This is a genomic window from Streptomyces antibioticus (assembly GCF_002019855.1).
In the GTDB taxonomy this organism is placed as follows: domain Bacteria; phylum Actinomycetota; class Actinomycetes; order Streptomycetales; family Streptomycetaceae; genus Streptomyces; species Streptomyces antibioticus_B.
This window is the reverse complement of the sequence record NZ_CM007717.1, coordinates 610,235-631,857: the sequence shown is the minus strand read 5'-3', so window position 1 is coordinate 631,857 and position 21,623 is coordinate 610,235. Positions and strand designations below refer to the sequence as shown.

Here is a 21,623-nt window from a genome sequence, read left to right as displayed (position 1 = left end):
AACGTAAGGTCAATGGCGTTGGCATAAGCGTCGTGACACGGGAGGGGTCATGCCGAAGGCGGTGGTACCGGAGGAGAAGAGGCGCCGGCGCCGGCCCACCCGGAGCGGCACCGTGCTCTCCGAGGGGCTGATCGTCGAGGCCGCGCTGCGGCTGCTGCGCGAGCACGGCAGCACCGGGCTCACCGCACGCCGGCTCGGCCTCGCCCTCGACTGCGACCCGAGCACCCTGTACCGGTACTTCCGCGGCATGGACGATCTGACGCTGGCCATCGGCGACGCGCTGATCGGCGAGGCGCTGCGCGGCTGGACGCCGACCGGACGGTGGCGGGCGGACCTGCACGCCGTCGGGCTGCGCATCCACGCCGCGTACGTCGCCCATCCGCAGGCCGCCCAGCTCACCGCGAGCCGGGTCAGCGGCCGGGCCAACGAACTCGCCGCCGACGAGGCCGTCCTCGACGTGCTGCGCACCGCCGGGTTCCCGCTGCCCGAGACGGTCCGCGTCTACCACGCCTTCATCGACCAGACGCTGGCCTTCGCCGCCCTGGACGCCGCCTCCCTGGCGCTGCCCCGGGCCTCGCGGCGCGCCGACGACGCGATGTGGCGCTCGACGTACGCCCGCCTCCCCGCCACCACCCACCCCCGGATCGCCGAGGCGGCCCCGCTGCTGTCGGCCCGGATGGTCACCAGCGCCTATCCGACGGCGCTGGAGATGCTGCTGGACAGCGCGGAGGCGAGGCTGCGGGAGCTGCGGGGCCCGGAGGCCCGGCCGGGGCCGTCGCTCAGTTCCTGAGGGCCCGAGCCGCCTCCTCGGCCACCGCCCGGGACAGCGCCGCCAGGGCGGGGGAGTCGAGCTTCCACTGCTGCCAGTACAGGGGGACGTCCAGGGGCCGGTCCGGCGCCAGCGAGACCAGGCCGCCCGAGCGCAGCAGCGCGTCCGCCTGCGCCTCCGGGACCATGCCCCAGCCGAGTCCGGCGGCGACCGACGCCGCGAACCCCTCCGAGGAGGGCACCGCGTGCCGTACGCCGCTCGCCTGCCCGGCGCCTCGGCTCAGCTCGCGCACGAACCCGTCCTGGAGGTCGTCGCTGCGATCGAAGATGATCACCGGGGCCCCGGTCAGCGCCTCGGCGAGCGGAAGGCCGTCGAGATGCCGGGCGACGAACTCGGGGCTCGCGGCGGCCAGATAGCGCATCGTGCCGAGCGCCCGCACCGAACAGCCGGCCACCGCGTCCGGCGAGGAGGTGACCGCGGCCATGACGACCCCCTCCCGCAGCAGCTCCGCCGTACGCGTCTCGTCCTCCCGGAACAGTTCGAAGCGCAGCGGCGGCTCGCGCGGCACCCGGGACAGGGCGGGCAGGAACCAGGTGGCCAGCGAGTCGGCGTTCACCGCGACGGTCACCCGGGCCGGTTCACCGGCGTCGCTCATGCCCAGCTCGGACCGGGTGTCGCGCTCCAGCCGGGCGAGCTGGCGGGCGAACCTGACCACGATCTCCCCGGACTCCGTCGGCCGTACCGGCTTGGTGCGCAGCAGCAGGACCCGGCCGGTGCGCTGCTCCAGGGCCTTCACGCGCTGGCTGACCGCCGACGGCGTCACGTGCAGGGCGGCCGCGGCCGCGTCGAAGGTGCCCTCGTCGACCACCGCGAGCAGGGTCCGGACGAGGTCGAGGGGCAGGTCGCTCACCACTGGGTCACCACCGTGTCAAACACCGTGACATCACGAACGCTAAGGATACGTAAGAATCTTTAGCTGTACCAGCGGTGATCGTCTGCCTAGCGTGGGAGTCATGTCCACCGCACTCGCCGCCGCGGCCGCAGGCTTCGGCACCGGTCTCTCGCTCATCGTCGCCATCGGCGCCCAGAACGCCTTCGTCCTGCGCCAGGGGGTCCGCCGGGACACCGTCCTCGCCGTGGTCGGGATCTGCGCCCTGTCCGACGCCGTGCTCATCGCCCTGGGCGTCGCCGGGGTGGGCGCCCTGGTGGTGGCCTGGCCGGACGCGCTCACCGTGGTGGGCTGGATCGGCGGCGCGTTCCTGCTGGCGTACGGGCTGCTCGCGGCGCGCCGGGTACTGCGGCCCGGCACGGACGCGCTGCGCACGGACGGCGAGACGGCGGGCTCCCGGCGCCGGGCGGTGCTCACCTGTCTCGCGCTGACCTGGCTCAACCCGCACGTCTACCTCGACACCGTCTTCCTGCTCGGCTCGATCGCCGCCGACCGCGGGCCGCTGCGCTGGACCTTCGGACTGGGCGCGGCGTTCGCCAGCCTCTGCTGGTTCGCCGCGCTCGGCTTCGGCGCCCGGCTGCTGGGCCGCTTCCTGACCCGCCCCGCCGCCTGGCGCGTCCTGGACGGACTCGTCGCGGCCACGATGATCACCCTGGGCGTGCTGCTCGTCACGGGTGCCTGAGTCCTGACTGAGCGCCATTTGTGTCCATCATGTGAGATCTGATGTCCACGGAGACCGTAACACCACGGAAGATGCTGCGATAGTGGCTCCCACACCCGAAAGATGTATCGAGCACCCAGGAACTCCGTGGACACCAGCGAGAGCAGCACCGCACCCGAGGCCGGCCCCGACGACGACCCAGCTCCGGAGGTCGGTCCCCGGCGGGGCTGGCGCCGCTGGGGCATGGACACCCGCCCGCTGCGCCGCCCCGCCTACCGCCGGCTGTGGTCCTCCACCATCGTCACGGCCGTCGGCAGCCAGCTCACCGCGGTCGCCGTGCCCAAGCAGATCTACGACATCACCGGCTCCTCGGCGTGGGTCGGCTACGCCAGCCTCGCCGGACTGCTGCCGATGGTCGTCTTCGCCCTGTGGGGCGGCGCGATCGCCGACACCATGGACCGGCGCCGGCTGCTGCTGATCACCAACACCGGGATCGCCGTCACCTCGGTGCTGTTCTGGATCCAGGCCGCCACCGGTCTCGACTCGGTGGGCGTGCTGGTGGTGCTGCTCGCCGTCCAGCAGGCGTTCTTCGGTCTCAACGCGCCCGCCCGCAACGCCTCCATCGCCCGGCTGGTCCCGGCGGACGAGCTGGCCGCGGCCAACGCACTCGGCTCGACGGTCATGCAGACCGGCCTGGTCGCGGGCCCGCTGCTGGCCGGTGCGCTGATTCCGCTGATCGGCCTGCCCGAGCTGTATCTCATCGACGCGTTCGCGCTGTGCGTGGCGCTGTGGGCCGTCGTCCGGCTGCCCGCGCTGCCGCCGCTCGCGGGCGCGGTCGCCCGGCGGGCCGGCCTGCGGGAGATCGTGGAGGGCTTCCGGTACATCGCCCGGCACAAGGTGCTCCTGCTGTCCTTCCTCGCCGATGTCATCGCCATGGTGTTCGGCATGCCCCGCGCCCTGTTCCCGCAGCTCGCCGCCGAGACGTACGCCTCCTACGGCGAAGGGCTGGCCTACGGGCTGCTGTTCGCGGCGATCCCGGTGGGCGCGGTGCTGGGCGGGCTGTTCTCCGGCACGTTCGCGCGGGCGCGGCGGCACGGCTGGATGGTGATCTGGGCGGTCGTCGCCTGGGGCGCGGCGATCGCCGCCTTCGGGCTGAGCGACGGGCTGTGGTGGGCGGTGGTGTTCCTGGCCGTCGCCGGGGTCGCCGACATGGTCTCGATGGTCTTCCGCGGCGCGATCCTGCTGTCCGCCGCCACGGACGAGATGCGCGGCCGGATGCAGGGCGTCTTCACGGTCGTGGTGGCAGGCGGCCCCCGCCTGGCCGACGTCCTGCACGGCACGGCAGGCGCGACTTTCGGCCCCCGCGCGGCGGTGGCGGGCGGGGGCCTGCTGGTGATCGCCCTGATGCTGGGCCTGGCAGCGACGGTACCGGCCCTGCGGCGGTACCGGATCTGACGCGGGCCGGGACGCGGCCTGGCTCTGGCTGTGGCCTGGCCCTGGACGCGGCCCAGGCCCGCCACGGATCCTTACGCGTCTCGGACCCAGACGCGAGCGCCGATCCAGCCCGGCACCTGAGGCGGCGGGTGTTGGGTGGGGGCGCGGGCCGTGACGCGGCGCGGGTTCTTGCGGGACCCGGGTCCTGGCGCGGCGCGGGTCCTGGCAGGCGTGGCACCCGGTCCGGCCCTGGTCCTAGGAGGTCTCGCGCCGCTGGGTCCCGCGCCCGGACTCGGCCGGCTCGGGTACGACGACGGTGATGGCCGCGCGGGTGGTCTGGCTGGTCGGCACCGGCCAGGTCGCCCCCGAGCAGGTCCCCGGCCTCATCCCCCGACGTGATCGACCCGGACAACCCGCCGGGCGAGCCGGTGAGCTCGACGTACCACGCCTTCGCGGGCCGGCTGCTGACCGACCACGGACTGCGCATCGGCCTGGAGCCGACCGCCGGGCTCCTCGCCGACGCCACCCGCTGGCCGCGCGTGTGCTGCGCGAGGCTCCCGGTCCCTACCCCTCGCTCACCCGCTCCTTCGCCGACCTGGTCAGCGCTCTGGCCCCTGACGCGGGCCTCGAGCCGTTCCAGCCTCGATCCGGCCTGGGCTCTGAGGCGGCACGGATCCTTGCGCGGCGCGTGACCCGGTCCGGTCCCGGGGACCAGTTGGTCCCGCGCCCGGGTCCTGTGGCGGTGCTTGCAGGATCGGGCGCGGGCCGTGACGCGGGTCCGGACGTGACCCGGGTCCAGGCGCGGCGTGGGACCCGGTGTGGGCCCGGCACCGGTCCTAGTACGTCCCCCGTCGCTGCGTCCCGTACTGGTCCATCAGGCGGTTGCGGGTCATTTCCAGGCGGTGGGCGAGGATCTCGGCCACCAGGCGGACCAGGGTCATGCCGAGCGCGGGGTCCTCCTCGCAGAGCTTCGTCACGGGCTGGGCCTCGAACTCGTAGGCGCGGACCGGGCTGAACGCCTCCGCGCCGAAGTCCCACCGGTACGGCGGGAAGAGCCAGGACCAGCCGAGCAGGTCGCCCGCGCCCAGACTGGCGACGGTGACCCGTTGGACCGTCGTCACCTCCTGGACCAGGGAGACCGCGCCGGAGCGGACGACCCAGAAGCGGTCGGCGACGCCGCCCGCCTCGAAGATCCGGGTGTCCTCCGGGAACGAGACCTCCCGGGCCAGCTCCATCAGTCGTCGGCGCTGGGGCGGGGGAAGGGCGGTCAGGAGTTTGGTCGCTTTTGTCATGGCGCGCTGCTCCTCGCCGGAGAACGGTCGCGGTGCTTTTCTCCTCAGCCCATTTCAGCCGCTGCGGGCGCCCCGGGCACCTCGGCGGCACAGATTTTTCCGCGGGAGGCAAGGAAAAGCCCTGGCTGGACGGGGGAGGCCAGCCAGGGCGGTCACAGGGTGGTGCCGGGAGGGGAAGAGCCCTCCGTCCCGCTCACCACGTATGTATGAACGGTAAACCATCCAGGGGGCGTTCGCGTAATCGCGACTGGGTCAAGTGACCTGTTTCACTTTCAACGGTTGCCGGGAGGTCCCGCCAGGTTTGGGGCGGGCCCAGGCGGTCAGGCGAACTAGCGAGGACCACACCACTGTGGGGAGCGAAGGGATGCCTGTAGACGACACGACCGACACGACCGACATGACCGATACAGCCGACCGCGTAGATCTTCCGTACGGCCCGCGCGGGGTGACAGGGCCGTACCGGCCCTCCGACGTCCGCGGAGCCGTACGGCGCGCGGTGGCCGGGCGATGCGCTGCCACCGGGCGCCCGTACGACGAGCGGACCTGCAACGACGCGCTGCTCGTCGCCTCCGAACTCGCCACCAACGCCATCCTGCACGGCGGCGGACTCACCGGCTACGACGTCGAGGCCGACGAACGGACCGTCCATGTGTCCGTGAGCGACCGCAGCGAGCGGCTGCCGATGACCACCGGACCGCTCGACGAACGCGGCCGGCACCGCCTCGGAGGACGCGGCTGGCCGATCGTACGGCGGCTCGCCCGGGACGTCCGGGTGGCCGGACTGCCCGACGGCGGCAAGCGCATCACCGCGGTCGTCCCGATCGCACCGGTCGGACCGGTCGCGTCGGCCGCCGCACCCGCCCCGGCGCTCTGACCCCCACGCCCACGCGCCACACGCGCCAGGGGCCCATCGCGCCCCGAGCCGGACCGCGCGCCCCGACCGCCCCGCCCCCCGGCCGTCGTGAACACCGTTACGCCGGACGGAGTTTGTTCCTCCAGGTGTCGGGCAGACGGAGTTCGTGCTTCGGACCGGAGGCGCGCCGACGGGAGCGGTATGCCCTGTCCAGGGCGCTCCCCGGTGCCCGGACAGGCACCCTTCCTCCCGCGGTCATTCCCTGGAACCCGTCTTCAGGAGCGATTCCGCATGCCCATCGACATGTCGACAAGCCGTGCCGCAGCGGCCACCCGCACCACCACGGCTCCGCGGCGCACCCACGACGACGCACCCGACACCGCCAGCCGGTTCGCCCGGCTGGCCGCACTTCCGGACGGACCCGAACGGGACGCCCTGCGCGACGAACTGGTCACCGCCTGGCTGCCCATGGCCCACCGCATCGCCGGACGCTTCCGGGACCGCGGCGAGGCCGTGGAGGACCTGCGCCAGGTGGCCGCCCTCGGCCTGGTGAAGGCCGTGGACCGCTACGAGCCCGAGCGCGGCGCCTTCGAGAGCTACGCCGTGCCCACCATCACCGGCGAGATCAAGCGCCACTTCCGCGACCGGATGTGGGCGCTGCGCGTGCCCCGCCGGGTCCAGGAACTCCGCAACAAGGTCCGCGTCGCCCGCCGGGAACTCACCGAGAACCCGGGTACCCGCGAGCCTTCCGTCGCCGACATCGCCGCCCACACCGGTCTCACCGAGGACGAGGTGAGCGCCGGCCTGGAGGCGCTGGAGAGCTACAGCACCCTGTCGCTCGACGCCGAACTGCGCACCGGCGACGACGGATACAGCCTCGCCGACACCCTCGGCGGTCCCGACACCTCCTTCGACGTCGTCGTCGACCGCGAGTCCGCCCGGCAGGGCCTGCGGCGGCTCCCCGAGCGCGAGCGGGCCATCCTCTACATGCGCTTCTTCGAGGACATGACGCAGAGCCGGATCGCCGACCAACTCGGCATCAGCCAGATGCACGTCTCCCGGCTCATCAGCCGGAGCTGCGCACGGGTGCGCCAGGAGGCCATGGACATCGACCGGGACCGTGACGCGTCCGAGAGCTGAACCGCCGCGACCGGCGGCGCCGGGTGTACGCCCGGCGGACCGGGGGCAGGCGAGCCCCTGGGACCGCGGCGGCGCGGTCGCAGGACGGCGAGCGGACGGAGGTCTCATGACCGCGGTGGGCCCCGGGCACCCCGACGAACTGGCCAGGCTGCGCGGCGAGGTCCGCGCCCTGCGGGCCCGGGTCCGGGCGTACCCGCTGATCTCCCAGGCGCAGGGCATGCTCCAGGAGCGCTACGCCCTGCCCGACGCGGAGTCCGCGTTCACCCTGATGCGCCGGGCGTCGCAGCGGTTCAACGTCAAGATGCGCACCCTGGCCGGGGCCCTGGTCACCACGGCGCGCCCGGACGAGCGGACGGTGGTGTGGTTCCCCCGGCGGGTCCGGCACCCCGAACCGGCGCTGGGCTTCCTGCCGCCGGGCACGGAGGGCGCCCGCAGCCGGGGCGCGGTGCTGGCCGCCGTACTGGACCGGACCCTCGACGTCGTCGGTACGGGCATGGGCAACGTCCAGACCGTGGACCGGGTCAGGGGCGGGCTGCGCATGGAGCGGCACACCGGGCTGAGCGAGGAGTTCGTCGACTTCTTCGAGCACGTCGGCCCGGACGGCACCTCCTGCGCGCGGGCCGCCCGTGACGTCAGCCAGGTCACCGTCCGGGACGTGGAGAGCGACCCGGTGTTCAGCGAGCCCGCCCGCCAGGTCATCCTGGCCGCCGGCAGCCGGGCCTGCCACAGCGTGCCCCTGACCACGTCGGCCGGTCACTGCGTCGGCATGGTCTCGGCCCACGCCGACCGCCCGCTCCCCGAACTGGACCGCACCCGCATCGAGGCCCTCGACACCCTGGGCGCCCAGGCGGGCCGCTGGCTCGCCTGGTACGAACGCACGGTCCTGCTGGACGCGCTGGAGTACCTGCACACCCTGGGCCGCGAAAGCCGGGACGCCCGCCGCCCGGCACCCGTCCGACCTGACCGGCCCACGACAAACCGCCCGGCCTGACCGACTCACCGCACACCGCACGCCGGCCAGCGCCCGACCGACTCACCGCACAACGCCCGGCCTGACCGACTCACCACCGCACACCGGCCGTCACCTGACCGGCTCACGTCACACCCGCCGGCGCTCGACCGACTCACCGCACCCCAGCCGCCCAGCCCCGCTCACGTCACCCCTCCCGGCCCGGCCGCTCACCCCACCCGCTCACCCCGGCACCTGCAACGGCCGTGCCACCGGCAGTTCCAGTGGGCGGGCGAGGCCCAGTACCGCCTCGTCCAGGCGCTGGAGATGCCGTAGCACCCGGTCGGTGACCTGGCCGTAGCGGGGCGTCCCGGGCACCCCCGGCTTCAGCAGGGACGCGATGCTCGGCCCGGCCAGCACCTCGACGTCCGCGGGCTCCTCGCCCGCACCCGCCGCGAGCGCCCGGATGTTGTGCAGGATGCGCTGCCCCACGTCGCGCAGCCGGGGGTCGGCCGCGATCGACGGGTTCGTGGGCAGCAGCTCGGCCGTCGCCGCCAGCGACCGTGCGTGGTAGGCGCAGGTCTCCAGCAGGGCGACGACATAGCGGGCGGTGTCCCGTCGGCTCCGCAGCGGGGTGACCGGATGCGTCAGCGGCTGGGTCGCCGCCCGCAGATCCGCCAGCGCCTGGTCCAGCTCCCGGGCCTGGTCCAGCAGATCGACCGGCGGCCCGCCGCTGAGCTGGTCGACGGCCGCCTCCGTGACGTCCGCCAGCCGGTCGAGGACGGTCACCAGCAGCTCGTTCGTCCGCCGGTCGGTGTGCACCGGCAGCACCAGCGCCGCCGCGAAGATCCCGCAGGCCGCCCCGAGCGCCGTCTCCTCGATGCGCAGCACCAGCACCGACAGGCTGTAGGTGTGCAGCAGCGTGTACAGCACCCCCAGCGACGCCGTCACGAAGAACGACATCAGCGTGTACGACAGCGGCGCCGTGTAGTACGTCGCGAACACGCACAGCAGCACCACCGCGAACGCCGTCCACGTGTGCTGTCCGACGACACCCGCCAGCCCGATGCCCGCGACCACGCCCAGCACGGTGCCCAGCAGCCGCCGCGAGCCCTTGACCAGGATCTCCCCGGTGGAGGAGGTGTTGATGAACACGATCCAGCAGGTCAGCACCGCCCAGTACCAGCGGTGCTCGGACAGCAGCTCGCCGCCCACGATCGCCAGCGACGACCCGACCGCGACCTGCACCGCCGTCCGTGTGGTCGGCCGCCGCAGCCCGGTCTCCTCCTCCGTCTCCTCCTCCTCGGCGCCAATGGCCACGTCCTCCGCGTCCAGCTCCTCCCGGGAGCGCGCCGTCTCCGGACTGTCGTCGGACTCGTCCTGCGGCCCGTCCAGCGCGGTCCGCAGCCCCAGCACCGCCCGCGCCGCCTCGCCGACCGCCCGGAACACGTCCTGCACCGGCTCCGACGCCTCCGGCAGGTTCTCCTCCTCCCGGTAGCCGAGCAGCCGGTTGCGCACCTGCGCGTTGACCGCGGCCTGCGCACCCGTCACCCCCGGGTACCGGACCAGCAGCCGCAGCGCCGTCAGATCCCGGCGCAGGGTGTCGATCGCCGGGTCCCGCACCGGCAGCAGCCCCGCCTCCGGCACCGGCGCGCCCGGCAGATGCAGGGTCAGGGTGTCGGCCCGCTCGGCGCCGCGCGCGGTGAGCAGCCGCAGCCCCAGCCGCTCCGCGGCGATCTCGGCGTCGGCGACGCGCCGCTGAACATGCCCGGCCATCGAGGCGTCCGGGGTGCCCTCGTCCAGCCGGCCCTGGATCATCAGGGCGCTCTCGTGCAGCCGGGCGTTGCCCTCCCGCACATGGGCGAGGGCCTTCTCCACCTCGTGCGGACCGGCGTCCAGCAGCTCCAACTGGGCGTCCAGGAGCTGCGCCAGCCGCGCCCGGAACGCCTGCCGCAGCCGGTCGAGGATGCCCGCCGAACTCTGCGGCACCAGCACGAACCGCGCCAGCGCACTGCACGCGAAGGCGACCGCGATCACCCGCCACAGCCCGAGCAGGCTCTCGTGCGACGCCGCGACGAACAGCGACAGGAAGTAGACCTGGAAGCCGATCAGACCGAGCGCCGTGCCCCGGTCGCCGAACCGGCGCCCGTACACCGCGCAGAAGATGAACACGACGAAGAAGACGTCCCCGATCACCACCCGCGAGCTGAGCAGCGACGCCAGCGACACCGACACCAGCGCCACCACCAGGCCCAGCGCCAGCGTGATCGCCTGCCCGCCGCGCTTCTTCTCGCGGACCGCGAAGGTGGCGACCATCGAGGCGACCGCGCCGGCGACGAGCTGGTCGACATCGGCCCCCAGCAGCGAGAGCACGGCCAGCGTCAGCGAGATCGCGCCCACCGTCCGCAGCCCGGCGGTCAGCCGCAGGAGCCCGGGATCGGACGCGGCGACCCGGTCCTTCCACCGGGCCACCGCCCGCGACCCCGCGCCGGTCACCCGGACCCGGTGCCCGTGCCCTCGACGCGCGCCCGGACCTGCTCGGGCGTCAGGTAGGCGTCCGTGTACTCGAAGTCCTTCAGCTTGGCGGCCCGCCGGGTCTGGAAGCCGGTGCGGACGAAATCGTCGCCCGCGATCGCGTTCAGCGTCCAGTTCGTCAGCACCCGCGCCTTGGCCACGCCCGTGCGCAGCGCCGACCAGTGGTAGCCGCGGGCCACGACCTGCGCGGGCAGCCCGTGCAGTTCGATGCCGAGCGGCTTGGACACGGCGTCCGTGCCGCCGAGGTCGACCACCAGACCGAGGTCCTTGTGCTCGTACGGCCGCAGTTCGCCGCCCCGCAGCGTCGCGATGACGTTGTCGGCGACGACCTTGCCCTGGCGCATCGCGTGCTGGGCGGTCGGCGGGCAGACGGCGCCCTCCTCGCCCCGGGCGGCCTTCACCTCGTCCGGTACGGCGGCGGCGTCGCCGAGCGCGAACACCCCGTCGTGTCCCGGCAGGTTCATCCTCGAGGTGACCGCGAGCCGGCCGCGGACCGTCTCCGCGCCGAGCGTGCCGATCAGCGGGCTCGCCACCACCCCGGCCGTCCAGATCAGGGTGCGGGTCGGCACCACCCGGCCGTCGGTGAAGGTGACCTCCTCCGCGCCCGCCTTGGCGATGGAGACCCCGAGGGAGATGTCGATGCCGCGCTTGCGCAGCACCTCCTGGGCGCTGCGGCCCAGCTTGTCGCCCAGCTCGGGCATCAGCTTCGGCGCGATGTCGATCAGATGCCATTTGATGAGGCCCGGGTCCAGCCGGGGATAGCGCTTGACCGCGTTGTGGGTGAGCAGTTGGAGGCAGGCGGCGGTCTCGGTGCCCGCGTAGCCGCCGCCCACCACCACGAACTGGAGGCGCGACGCCCGTTCGGCGGGGTCCTGGCTGGCGTCGGCGAGGTCGAGCTGGGTGATGACGTGGTCGCGGATGTAGGCGGCCTCGGCGAGGGTCTTCATCCCGAAGGCGTGGTCGGTCAGCCCGGGGATGTCGAAGGTGCGGGTGACGCTGCCGGGAGCCAGCACGATGTAGTCGTAGGGCTCGTCGATCATCTCGTCGGTGATGGTGCGGATGACGCAGACCTTCGCACGGAGGTCCACGCCCACAGCGCCGCCCGGGATGATCCGGGTGCGGTACTTGCGGCTGCGGCGCAGCGACAGGGCGATCGACTGGGGCGTGAGCACCCCGGAGGCGACCTGCGGCAGCAGCGGCAGATAGAGCTGGTAGGCGAAGGGTGTCACCAGGGTGATCTCGGCCTCGTCCGCGGAGAGCCTGCGTTCCAGACGCCGCACGCACTCCACTCCCGCGAAGCCCGCGCCCACCACCAGGATCCTGGGTCGTGTCACGTTGTCCATCCCTTTCTGCGGCTCCAGGCGGTCTGCCCGACCTCTGGCGCGTGCCCCGCCCTCGGCGGTTCGCACCTCAATCGATCCCACCGCGCCGGGCCGGGTTGCGCCAGCCGGGCGAGGCATGCAGACGAACGTTTCTCGAATGCGTGCTCCCCTCGGGGGTAGGGAGCTGAGCAAGACCGAGGAGGGGAAACACCGTGACCATCGACGACGGAATCTGGTCGTACGCGCCGGGCAGCGGTCATGCCGAGGGACTGGATCTCACCGGGTACACCGTCCAGGCGGCCGACGGGGCGCTCGGGGAGGTGGAGCGCGAGGCCGCGCCGCACGGGCTGCGGCACCTGGTCGTCGACGCGGGTCTGTGGGTGTTCGGCCACAGCGCGGTCGTCCCGGTCGGCGTGGTGACGTCCGTCGACCCCGAGGCCCGCAGGATCACCCTGTCCTGCACCCGCGACGAGGCCAAGCAGGCCCCGCGCTTCCGCACCGACAGCGAGACCCAGGACCCCGCCTACCTGGCCGGGGTCGGCGCCCACTACCGCCGTCCGACCTCGCACGGCACCCCGCCCGCCTGAGCGGACGGCGGCGGCCGGCTCACCAGGGCAGAAAGACGTGCACGTCCTTGCCGGTGCCGCTGGGCACCACGCTGACCTGACGGCACAGCGCCTGGACCAGATGCCAGCCGATGCCGCCGCCCCCGCTCTCCGGCCGGAAGGCGCGCGGCTCCGGCGGCACGGAACTGGTGTCGGACAGCGTGACGTGCACCCCGTCGAACGTGGGCCGCAGCCGCAGCTCGAAGGGGCCCGGCGCGTACTGCACGGCGTTCGCCGCCAGCTCGGTCACCACCAGCACGATGTCCGGGGCGCACTCCGGCGCCGAGGGCGGTGCGCTGCGGGCCAGCGCGCGCAGGAACTCCACCGTCGCCAGCCGGGCACCCGTCACGTCCTGCGGCTCGCCGGTGAATCGGGCGGTCCGTTCCGGAACCGCCCAGGAGGTCGATGAGTCGTTGCCCCGCGGCTCGGTTGACATGGTGGTGTGCGGCCCCACAGCCATCGGTGGACCGGCTTCCTTTCTCGTACGGCTCTGTCGCGTCGCCCCCTTGCAGGGTTCCCGGCGCCACGAGCCCTACGCGTACGATCCCGGATCACCTCAGCGGAACACGTCGTCCGTGTCGTCCCAGGTCAGTACTTCCTCCTGCGCGCTCTGCCGGGGCAGCCGCGCCCGCGCCTGGTACATGGCCTCGATCTCCGCCGCGTAGTGCGCCACGATCGAGTCCCGGCGCAGTTTCATCGACGGCGTCAGCAGCCCGTTGGACTGGTCGAACGGCTGGGGCAGGATCCGGAAGGCCCGGATGGACTCCGAGCGGGACACGGCGCTGTTGGCCGCGGCCACCGCGCGCGCGATCTCCTCCCGCAGCGCGTTCTCCTCCCGCGCCTCCCGGCTCGACGTGTCGCCGTGCAGCATCAGACCGCCGCGCCAGTGCGCCAGGAACTCGGGGTCCAGGGTGATCAGCGCGCCCACACAGGGCCGGTTGTCGCCCACCACCACCGCCTGGTGGACCAGGGGATGCATCCGCAGCCGCTGCTCCAGCGCGGTCGGCGCCACGCTCTTGCCGCTGCTGGTGATGATGACGTCCTTCTTGCGCCCGGTGATCGTGAGATAGCCGTCGGAGTCCAGGAACCCCAGGTCGCCGGTGGCCAGCCAGCCGCCGCGCAGCGCCGCCCGGGTCGACGCGTCGTCGTTGACGTACCCCTGGAACACCGAGGGGCCGCGCACCAGGATCTCCCCGTCGTCGGCCACCCGCAGGTCCATGCCCGGCAGGACCTGTCCGACCGTGCCGGACTTCTCCTGGCCGAGCGGCTGCATGGTGATCCCGCCGCTGGTCTCGGTCAGCCCGTAGCCGTCGTGGACGTAGATGCCGATGCCCTCGTAGAACAGCGACAGATCGCGGGTGAGCGGGGAGCCGCCGGAGGTGCCGCGGTGCACACGGCCGCCGAGCGAGGCACGCAGCTTGCGGTAGACGGTCCGCTCGAACACGGAGTGCTGGAGCCGCAGATCGAGCCCGGGCCCGGAGCCCCGGCCCAGCCGGTGGCGTTCCACGGCCGCCGCGAAGTCCCGTGCCGTCTCCGCCGCCCGCTCGAACAGCGCCCCGCGGCCGGCCTCCTGGGCGGACCGCAGGAAGTTCTTGTAGATCTTCTCGTAGACGGAGGGGACCGCGTAGAGATAGGTGGGGCGGAACGTGCGCAGCGCCTCCGCCAGCGCCTCGGTGCTCAGGTCCGGCTCATGGCCCATCATGATGCCGCCGCGGATGCACAGGCCCTGGATCATCAGCCCGTACACATGGGAGAACGGCAGGAAGGCGAGGACGCTGCCCTGCTCGCCCGCGGGCGCCGCCGTGTGTCCCCAGCCGGCCAGCAGGGTGTCGCAGGGGCTGGCCAGACCGGCGTGGGTGAGCGCGCAGCCGAGGGGGCGGCCCGAGGTGCCGGAGGTGTAGGCGATCACCGCCGTGGAGTCGGGCAGCACGATCCGGCGCAGCGAGTCCACCGTCGTCAGCGGGACCCGCTCGCCGCGCCGCGTGAGGTCCTCGAAGGCACCCGCGTCGAGCTGCCAGACATGGCGCAGCGTCCGCAGCGTCGCGCACACCGAGCCGACGGTCATCACGCTCTGCTCGTCCTCGACGACCACGCCCACGCAGCCGGAGTCCCGCAGGATCCATTCGACCTGCTCGCGCGACGACGTCGGGTACACCGGGACGACCTCGGCGCCCACCGCCCACAGCGCGTAACTGAGAACGGTCCACTCGTACCGGGTGCGCGCCATGATCGCGACGCGGTGACCGGGGGATATCCCGGACGCCACGAACCCCTTGGCCAGGTCGACGACCTCGTCACGCAGCTCGACCGCCGTCACTTCCTCCCAGGTCACGGAGGCTGGGTCGCGCCGGCGGGCCAGGACGGGCAGGGTCGGCGTGCGGGCGGCTGTGTCGAAGACGCTGTCGGCGAGCCCTCCGGTCAGGGGCGAGACGGCTGAGGGAGCGAGAGCGAAGTCGCGCATACGCTGCTCCTGACGTGTACGAAGGGTGACTCCGTCGATGAGAACTGTTATCGACCGTGGCGAATGTAGCCCAGGTGGGACCGGTTGTGGCCGGGAACGGAGTAAGTAAAGCGCGTTGATGATCTCAGCGGGTGCGGAGCGTCATTCCTGCGTGAGCCGCACGCAGGCGGCGACGACCTCCCGCAGACTCCCCGTCCGCTCCCACACCTCGCGCTGCGCCCGCGCGCCGTCGCCCTCCCGCAGCAGCGCCGCGCAGGACGCGCGGGCCCGCTCCAGGTCGCCGTTGTCGGCCAGGGCGTCCCCCACGTGCTCCAGCAGGTCCCCCACCACCCGCTCCGCCGGGGCGTGCCGCAGGGTCACGGGATGCACCAGATCACCGGTCAGGCCGGAGCGGGCCGCCCGCCAGTCGGCGAGCCGCAGCAGGCTGATGCTGTGGTCCACCGGCTCCTCGCCCGCCGCCCACGCCCGGGCCGCCGTCTCCACCAGCGCCCGCACCAGGACCGCCATCAGCACCGCGGTGTCGGCGCGCAGACAGACGTCCGCCACCCGCACCTCCACCGTCGGATAGCGCGCCGAGAGCCGGGCGTCGAAGTACACCATCGCCTCGTCGAGGACCGTGCCGGTGGCCACCATGTCCGCCACCCGCCGGTGGTACGCCCCGGCCGTGCCGAACAGCTCGGTCGGACCGGCCGAGGGCCAGCGCAGCCACACCCGCCGCCGGTAGCTGCTGTACCCCGTCTCCCGCCCCTGCCAGAACGGCGAGTTGGCGCTCAGCGCCATCAGCACCGGCAGCCAGGGCCGGATCCGGTCGAGGACCGCGACGCCCTCCTCGTCCGAGTCCACCGACACATGGACGTGGCAGCCGCACACGATCTGCTCCTGCGTCGCGATGCCGTACTGCTCCTCCATCCACCGGTAGCGCCGCCCCACGCTGACCGAGGGGCGCACCGCCAGGGGCGAGGTGGCCAGCGCGGCCACCGCGCACCCCGCCTCCTCGGCGTGCCGCGCCGCCTCCCCGCGCAGCCGCGTCAGTTCGGCGGCCAGCTCGTCCGTCCGCGACTGCGGACGGGTGGCGAACTCGACCATCTGGGCGTGCAGTTCCTTCTGGAAGGAGGGCTCCTCCTCGGGCTCCTCGCGCCGCGCGGCGCGAGCCAGGACCGCGGCGGACAACGCCCGCGGTTCCCCGGTCTCCGGGTCCACGAGGAGGAGTTCCTCCTCCACTCCTACGGTGCGCACGGGATGCGGCCTCTCTGCGGCGGGCGGTACGGCGGGTGGTACGCCCCCGACTTCCCTGCCGGCGAGGGTTCACACGGCCGACGGCACCAGCCAGACGGTGGCCAGCGGCGGCAGGGTCAGCAGGACCTCCCCGTTCGCCGCCTTCACCGGCCCGGACCGCCCGACCCCGCCGCCGCCGAAGCGGCCGTCGTCGGTGTTGAGGACCTCCGCCCACGCCGGCACCTCCTCGGGCACCGCGAGCCGGTAGTCGTGCCGCACCACCGGCGAGAAGTTGCTGACCGCCAGCAGCGGGGCCCCGTCGGCGCCGTACCGCAGGAACGCGAAGACGTTGTCGTCGGCCGCGTCGCCCACCACCCACCGGAAACCGCCCGGGTCCGTGTCCCGCTCCCACAGCGCCGGCGTGGCCCGGTACACGGTGTTCAGCTCACGGACCAGGTCCCGCACCCCGCGGTGGTCGCCCGCCGAGGCGTAGTCGTCGTCGAGCAGCCACCACTCCGGGCCGTGCGCCTCCGACCACTCCGCGCCCTGCGCGAACTCCTGCCCCATGAACAGGAGTTGCTTGCCCGGGTGGGCCCACATGAAGCCCAGATAGGCGCGGTGGTTGGCGCGCCGCTGCCACCAGTCGCCGGGCATCTTGGAGACCAGCGCCTGCTTGCCGTGCACCACCTCGTCGTGGGAGATGGGCAGCACGTAGTTCTCGCTGTACGCGTACACCATCGAGAACGTCATCTCGTGATGGTGGTACTTGCGGTGCACGGGCTCCTTGGCGATGTACTGGAGCGAGTCGTGCATCCAGCCCATGTTCCACTTCAGCCCGAAGCCCAGACCGCCGCTGTCCGTCGGCCGGGTCACGCCCTCCCAGGCCGTCGACTCCTCCGCGATGGTCACCACCCCGGGGTTGCGCCGGTAGACGGTGGCGTTCATCTCCTGGAGGAAGGCCACCGCGTCCAGGTCCTCCCGGCCCCCGAACACGTTCGGCGCCCACTGACCGGAGTCCCGCGAGTAGTCCAGGTAGAGCATGGAGGCGACGGCGTCGACCCGCAGCCCGTCGATGTGGAACTCCTCGCACCAGTAGGTGGCGTTGGCGACCAGGAAATTGCGCACCTCCACCCGCCCGAAGTCGAACTCGAACGTCCCCCAGTCCGGGTGCTCCGCCCGGCGCGCGTCCCCGGGCTCGTACAGCGGATCGCCGTCGAACCGGGCCAGCGCCCAGTCGTCCTTCGGGAAGTGCGCCGGCACCCAGTCCACGATCACCCCGACGCCCGCCCGGTGCAGCGCGTCCACCAGGAACTTGAAGTCGTCCGGGGTGCCCAGCCGGGCCGTCGGCGCGTAGAAACCGGTGACCTGATAACCCCAGGAACCCGAGAACGGGTGCTGCGCCACCGGCATCAACTCCACATGCGTGAAGCCGAGATCGGTGACATAGGCCGGCAGCACCTCGGCCAGCTCACGGTAGGAGAGCCCCGGCCGCCAGGACGGCAGATGCACCTCGTACACCGAGAACGGCGCCACATGCACCGGCACGTCGCCCCGGTGCGCCATCCACTCCGCGTCGCCCCACGTGTAGTGCGAGGCGTGCACGATCGACGCGGTGTCCGGCGGGACCTCCGCGCGCCGCGCCATCGGGTCCGCCTTGAGGAACCGGCCGCCGTGCCGCGAGGTGATCTCGAACTTGTACCGGGTGCCCTCGCCGATGCCCGGCAGGAACAGCTCCCACACCCCGGCCGCGCCCAGCGAACGCATCGGGAACGCCGTCCCGTCCCAGCAGCAGAAGTCGCCCGCCACCCGCACACCCCGCGCGTTCGGCGCCCACACCGTGAACCGGGTGCCGGTCACGCCCTGATGGGTCATCGGCTCCGCGCCGAGCGCCCGCCACAGCTCCTCGTGCCGGCCCTCCCGCACCAGATGCAGATCCAGGTCGCCGAGCGCCGGCAGGAACCGGTACGGGTCCTCCACCTCCCGCTCGTCCCCGCCGTACGCCACCCGCAGCGTGTACGCGGGCACCGCGTCCAGCGGGAGGACGGCCGCGAACAGGCCGTCCTCCTCCGACACGAGCGGGGTGGACACACCGTCGACCACGACGGCCACCGAGTCCGCGAAGGGCCGCAGGGCCCGGAAGAGGACCCCCTCCGGCACCGGATGCGCGCCCAGCAGGGAGTGCGGGTCGTGATGCGCGCCCGCCAGCAGACGCGCACGGTCGGCGGGGTCGAGCGCGGGCGCCGCGAGCGGCCGGGGACCGGCCGCCTCGGGGAGGGCGGTGTCGCGCAGGGCCATGGGTCAGCCTCCTCGGACGGCGAGTCGTTCGATCGCCGCCATGGGTACGGGTAGCCAGTCGGGCCGGTTGCGGGCCTCGTACAGCACTTCGTAAACGGCGCGATCCGTCTCATAGGCACGCAAAAGGGCGTGCTTCTTGCGCGGATCCCACCCGGCCCGGGCCGCGTAGCCCGCGCAGAACGCCTCCCGGCAGCGGCGCGCCCACTCCGGACGCCACGGCCGGCGCTGCCGGGCCGCGTAGTCGAAGGACCGCAGCATGCCCGCGATGTCCCGCACCGGCGAGTGCGCGAGGCACCGCTCCGCCAGCGGCCGGGACGGCTCGCCCTCGAAGTCGATGACGAACCAGTCGCGCCCGGCCCGCAGCACCTGCCCGAGATGCAGATCGCCGTGGATCCGCTGGGCCGGCGGACCCTGGTCGCACACCGCGAGCGCGGCGAACGCCGTGGTCAGCCCCGGCACGAACGGCCGCAGCGCCGGCACATGGTGCGCGGCCGCCTCCAGCCGCTCGGTCATCGCCGCCGCCGTCCGCCCGTCCTCGGCGTCCGGACCGGCCGGGAGGGCCGCGGCCAGCGCCAGATGGACGTCCGCCGTGGCCCGGCCCAGCTCCGCCGCCTCGGACGTGAAGTCCTCGCCGCGGGCCAGCGCCTTCAGCGCCAGCGTCCAGCCGTCCGAGGCGTCCGGCAGGAACGGCTGGAGCACCCCGAGCGTCGCCTCCTGAGGATGCGTCGTCCGGAACCAGGCCACCGGCGCGGGCACCCGCCGGCAGCCCTGCCCGGCCAGCGCGACCGGCACCTCCAGATCGGGGTTCACCCCGGGCTGGATCCGCCGGAAGATCTTCAGGATGAACGCGTCGCCGTACACCAGCGACGTGTTGGACTGCTCGGCCTCCAGCAGCCGCGGCGCGAGCCCCGCCGGCACCGGCACCGACGGGTCCGACTCGAAGCACAGCGGACCCAGCGTGCCCGGATGGCGCATCCGCTCCAGGAGCAGATGCGCCGACCGGGGGTCCTGCAAGGCGTCGTGCACCGTCAGCCCGGCCAGCGGGCCCTCCTCCACCCTGCCGATCAGGGCCCGCCCCAGCCGGGGCGACAGATGCTTCTGGAGACCGAGGAGGAGCTGATAGCAGTCACCGGCCGGAGGGGTGTTGCCGGGCGTCGGCACACCCGACTGCCCGGCGTGCACCAGCAGATGCAGACACCCCGGATACAGCTCCGTCATCGACAGCATGCGCAGATCGGTGAGGGGCCGGTCCTTGCCGGCGAACCAGCGCTGCCGCGGCAGCCACTCCCGCAGGAGGGCGGCCAGCGGCCCGACCGAGCGGACCTCGCTCGCGGTGCTCGTTCGCAGGGGGGCGGTCTTCGTCACGGTGACCCATCCTTTCCTCGGCGCGCACTCACCGGCGTCGGCCGACCCGGGCCACGGCTCGGGTGAGCCGGAACCAGTAGAAGCCGTGCCCCGCGAGCGTGAGCAAGTAGGGCAGCTCGCCGATGGCGGGGAAACGCACCCCGCCGAACAGCTCCACGGGGTGGCGGCCGTCGAACCGGCGCAGGTCGAGTTCGGTCGGCTGTGCGAAGCGGGAGAAGTTGTGCACGCACAGCACCAGGTCGTCCTCGTACTCCCGCAGGAACGCGAGGACGGCCGGATTGGAGGACTGCAACTCCGTGTAGGAGCCGAGCCCGAAGGCCGGGTTCTGCTTCCGGATCTCGATCATCCGCCGCGTCCAGTGCAGCAGCGACGACGGATCGGACATCGAGGCTTCGACGTTGGTGACCTGGTAGCCGTAGACGGGGTCCATGATCGTGGGGAGGAAGAGGCGTCCGGGGTCGCAGGAGGAGAAGCCGGCGTTGCGGTCGGGGGTCCATTGCATGGGGGTGCGGACGGCGTCGCGGTCGCCGAGCCAGATGTTGTCGCCCATGCCGATCTCGTCGCCGTAGTAGAGGATCGGTGAGCCGGGGAGGGAGAGGAGGAGGGCGGTGAAGAGTTCGATCTGGTTGCGGTCGTTGTCGAGGAGGGTGGCGAGGCGGCGGCGGATGCCGATGTTGGCGCGCATGCGCGGGTCTTTGGCGTATTCCGCGTACATGTAGTCGCGTTCTTCGTCGGTGACCATTTCGAGGGTGAGCTCGTCGTGGTTGCGCAGGAAGATGCCCCATTGGCAGCGGCTGGGGATGGCGGGGGTCTTGGCGAGGATTTCGGAGACGGGGTGGCGGGATTCGCGGCGGACGGCCATGAAGATGCGGGGCATGACGGGGAAGTGGAAGGCCATGTGGCATTCGTCGCCGCCGGAGGCGTAGTCGCCGAAGTAGTCGACGACGTCCTCGGGCCACTGGTTGGCCTCCGCCAGGATCACCGTGTCGGGGTACTGGGCGTCGATCTCGCGCCGCACCCGCCGGAGGAACTCGTGCGTGGCCGGGAGGTTCTCGCAGTTGGTGCCCTCGGCCGCGTAGAGATACGGCACCGCGTCCAGCCGGAAACCGTCGATGCCCAGGTCCAGCCAGAACCGCAGCGCGGCCAGGATCTCTTCCTGGACGGCCGGGTTCTCGTAGTTGAGGTCGGGCTGGTGGGAGAAGAAGCGGTGGAAGAAGTACTGCTTGCGGACCGGGTCGAAGGTCCAGTTGGAGACCTCGGTGTCGACGAAGATGATGCGGGCGTCGGCGTACTGCTTGTCGTCGTCGGCCCACATGTAGTAATCGCCGTAGGGGCCGTTGGGGTTGGCGCGGGACTCCTGGAACCACGGGTGCTGGTCGCTGGTGTGGTTCATGACGAAGTCGATGATCACGCGCATCCCACGCTGATGCGCGTGGTCCACGAACTCCACGAAGTCGGCGAGATCACCGAACTCCGGGAGTACCGAGGTGTAGTCCGAGACGTCGTAACCGCCGTCCCTCAGAGGCGACTTGAAGAAGGGCGGAAGCCAGAGGCAGTCCACCCCCAGCCACTGGAGATAGTCGAGTTTCGCCGTGAGGCCCTTCAGATCGCCGACGCCGTCGCCGTTGCTGTCCTGGAAGGAGCGGACGAGTACCTCGTAGAACACGGCGCGCTTGAACCACTCGGGGTCGCGGTCCTTGGCCGGGGTGTCCTCGAAGGTGTCCGGAACAGGTGAGTTGACGGTCATGGCGGTCTGGGGCCTCCGATCTGCGGTGCGG

Annotated in this window: 17 protein-coding genes and 1 pseudogene; 8 read left to right on the top strand and 10 right to left on the bottom strand. The window is 72.6% G+C overall.

The window, feature by feature from the left end:
- The first annotated feature begins 49 nt into the window (after positions 1-49).
- Positions 50-790, top strand: coding sequence for a TetR/AcrR family transcriptional regulator (locus AFM16_RS02855; protein WP_051780491.1), 741 nt, complete (start codon positions 50-52; stop codon positions 788-790).
- Here AFM16_RS02855 and AFM16_RS02850 read toward each other — a convergent pair.
- Positions 780-1,682, bottom strand: a complete 903-nt coding sequence (locus AFM16_RS02850) for a LysR family transcriptional regulator ArgP (protein WP_078632150.1) — start codon at positions 1,680-1,682, stop codon at positions 780-782. The genes AFM16_RS02855 and AFM16_RS02850 overlap by 11 nt on opposite strands.
- 100 nt (positions 1,683-1,782) lie before the next feature.
- Between AFM16_RS02850 and AFM16_RS02845 the strand changes: the two genes are divergently transcribed.
- The 3 genes and pseudogenes from AFM16_RS02845 to AFM16_RS39820 all read left to right on the top strand — a co-directional run.
- Positions 1,783-2,400, top strand: a complete 618-nt coding sequence (locus AFM16_RS02845; protein ID WP_078632148.1) for a LysE/ArgO family amino acid transporter — start codon at positions 1,783-1,785, stop codon at positions 2,398-2,400.
- Between the two features lie 126 nt (positions 2,401-2,526).
- The gene (locus AFM16_RS02840) at positions 2,527-3,834 is read left to right on the top strand and encodes an MFS transporter (RefSeq protein ID WP_245177622.1); all 1,308 of its coding nucleotides are present in this window, start codon (positions 2,527-2,529) and stop codon (positions 3,832-3,834) included.
- A 274-nt stretch (positions 3,835-4,108) separates the two neighbouring features.
- A pseudogene (locus AFM16_RS39820) lies at positions 4,109-4,423 on the top strand (hypothetical protein); the annotation flags it as partial.
- Between the two features lie 226 nt (positions 4,424-4,649).
- Here the strand turns inward: AFM16_RS39820 and AFM16_RS02830 are convergent.
- Positions 4,650-5,105: a cyclic nucleotide-binding domain-containing protein gene (locus tag AFM16_RS02830; RefSeq protein ID WP_078632144.1), complete on the bottom strand. Its 456-nt coding sequence runs from the start codon at positions 5,103-5,105 to the stop codon at positions 4,650-4,652.
- A 397-nt stretch (positions 5,106-5,502) separates the two neighbouring features.
- Between AFM16_RS02830 and AFM16_RS02820 the strand changes: the two genes are divergently transcribed.
- The 3 genes from AFM16_RS02820 (at position 5,503) to AFM16_RS02810 (ending at position 8,089) form a co-directional block, all read left to right on the top strand.
- The gene (locus tag AFM16_RS02820) at positions 5,503-5,979 is read left to right on the top strand and encodes an ATP-binding protein (protein ID WP_078636816.1); all 477 of its coding nucleotides are present in this window, start codon (positions 5,503-5,505) and stop codon (positions 5,977-5,979) included.
- 270 nt (positions 5,980-6,249) lie between these two features.
- Positions 6,250-7,098, top strand: coding sequence for a SigB/SigF/SigG family RNA polymerase sigma factor (locus tag AFM16_RS02815; protein WP_030787773.1), 849 nt, complete (start codon positions 6,250-6,252; stop codon positions 7,096-7,098).
- Between the two features lie 106 nt (positions 7,099-7,204).
- Positions 7,205-8,089, top strand: a complete 885-nt coding sequence (locus AFM16_RS02810) for a GAF and ANTAR domain-containing protein (protein WP_078632140.1) — start codon at positions 7,205-7,207, stop codon at positions 8,087-8,089.
- Positions 8,090-8,290: 201 nt separating this feature from the next.
- On the opposite strand, the gene AFM16_RS02805 is transcribed toward AFM16_RS02810, so the two are convergent.
- Positions 8,291-10,543 (bottom strand): FUSC family protein, encoded by a 2,253-nt coding sequence (locus tag AFM16_RS02805; protein WP_037875243.1) that lies wholly within the window; start codon positions 10,541-10,543, stop codon positions 8,291-8,293.
- Positions 10,540-11,925: an NAD(P)/FAD-dependent oxidoreductase gene (locus tag AFM16_RS02800; protein WP_030787786.1), complete on the bottom strand. Its 1,386-nt coding sequence runs from the start codon at positions 11,923-11,925 to the stop codon at positions 10,540-10,542. Before AFM16_RS02800 ends, AFM16_RS02805 begins: the two co-directional genes overlap by 4 nt.
- A 191-nt stretch (positions 11,926-12,116) precedes the next feature.
- On the opposite strand from AFM16_RS02800, the gene AFM16_RS02795 reads away from it, so the two are divergent.
- Complete coding sequence (locus AFM16_RS02795) at positions 12,117-12,491, top strand: hypothetical protein (protein WP_078632138.1); 375 nt, start codon at positions 12,117-12,119, stop codon at positions 12,489-12,491.
- A gap of 19 nt (positions 12,492-12,510) precedes the next feature.
- Here AFM16_RS02795 and AFM16_RS02790 read toward each other — a convergent pair whose 3' ends face one another.
- The 6 genes from AFM16_RS02790 to treS all read right to left on the bottom strand — a co-directional run bounded on the left by AFM16_RS02790 (position 12,511) and on the right by treS (position 21,592).
- Complete coding sequence (locus AFM16_RS02790; protein ID WP_078636815.1) at positions 12,511-12,945, bottom strand: ATP-binding protein; 435 nt, start codon at positions 12,943-12,945, stop codon at positions 12,511-12,513.
- Between the two features lie 120 nt (positions 12,946-13,065).
- Entirely contained in the window at positions 13,066-14,970 is a 1,905-nt protein-coding gene (locus AFM16_RS02785; RefSeq protein ID WP_030787804.1) for an AMP-dependent synthetase/ligase, read from the bottom strand.
- Between the two features lie 141 nt (positions 14,971-15,111).
- Entirely contained in the window at positions 15,112-16,206 is a 1,095-nt protein-coding gene (locus tag AFM16_RS02780; protein WP_030787806.1) for a glutamate--cysteine ligase 2, read from the bottom strand.
- Positions 16,207-16,275: 69 nt separating this feature from the next.
- Positions 16,276-18,480: a 1,4-alpha-glucan branching enzyme gene (gene glgB, locus AFM16_RS02775; protein ID WP_078632136.1), complete on the bottom strand. Its 2,205-nt coding sequence runs from the start codon at positions 18,478-18,480 to the stop codon at positions 16,276-16,278.
- 3 nt (positions 18,481-18,483) lie between these two features.
- Positions 18,484-19,845, bottom strand: coding sequence for a maltokinase N-terminal cap-like domain-containing protein (locus AFM16_RS02770; protein ID WP_030787811.1), 1,362 nt, complete (start codon positions 19,843-19,845; stop codon positions 18,484-18,486).
- Between the two features lie 28 nt (positions 19,846-19,873).
- Complete coding sequence (treS, locus tag AFM16_RS02765; RefSeq protein WP_078632134.1) at positions 19,874-21,592, bottom strand: maltose alpha-D-glucosyltransferase; 1,719 nt, start codon at positions 21,590-21,592, stop codon at positions 19,874-19,876.
- Positions 21,593-21,623: the final 31 nt, after the last annotated feature.

Excerpts from the sequence above, each read along its gene's own strand:
- AFM16_RS02855 (WP_051780491.1), top strand. The coding sequence starts at position 50 with ATGCCGAAGGCGGTGGTACCGGAGGAGAAGAGGCGCCGGCGCCGGCCC.
- AFM16_RS02845 (WP_078632148.1), top strand. The coding sequence starts at position 1,783 with ATGTCCACCGCACTCGCCGCCGCGGCCGCAGGCTTCGGCACCGGTCTC.
- AFM16_RS02830 (WP_078632144.1), bottom strand. The coding sequence starts at position 5,105 with ATGACAAAAGCGACCAAACTCCTGACCGCCCTTCCCCCGCCCCAGCGC.
- AFM16_RS02820 (WP_078636816.1), top strand. The coding sequence starts at position 5,503 with ATGACCGATACAGCCGACCGCGTAGATCTTCCGTACGGCCCGCGCGGG.
- AFM16_RS02815 (WP_030787773.1), top strand. The coding sequence starts at position 6,250 with ATGCCCATCGACATGTCGACAAGCCGTGCCGCAGCGGCCACCCGCACC.
- AFM16_RS02810 (WP_078632140.1), top strand. The coding sequence starts at position 7,205 with ATGACCGCGGTGGGCCCCGGGCACCCCGACGAACTGGCCAGGCTGCGC.
- AFM16_RS02800 (WP_030787786.1), bottom strand. The coding sequence starts at position 11,925 with ATGGACAACGTGACACGACCCAGGATCCTGGTGGTGGGCGCGGGCTTC.
- AFM16_RS02790 (WP_078636815.1), bottom strand. The coding sequence starts at position 12,945 with ATGTCAACCGAGCCGCGGGGCAACGACTCATCGACCTCCTGGGCGGTT.
- AFM16_RS02785 (WP_030787804.1), bottom strand. The coding sequence starts at position 14,970 with ATGCGCGACTTCGCTCTCGCTCCCTCAGCCGTCTCGCCCCTGACCGGA.
- glgB (WP_078632136.1), bottom strand. The coding sequence starts at position 18,480 with ATGGCCCTGCGCGACACCGCCCTCCCCGAGGCGGCCGGTCCCCGGCCG.
- treS (WP_078632134.1), bottom strand. The coding sequence starts at position 21,592 with ATGACCGTCAACTCACCTGTTCCGGACACCTTCGAGGACACCCCGGCC.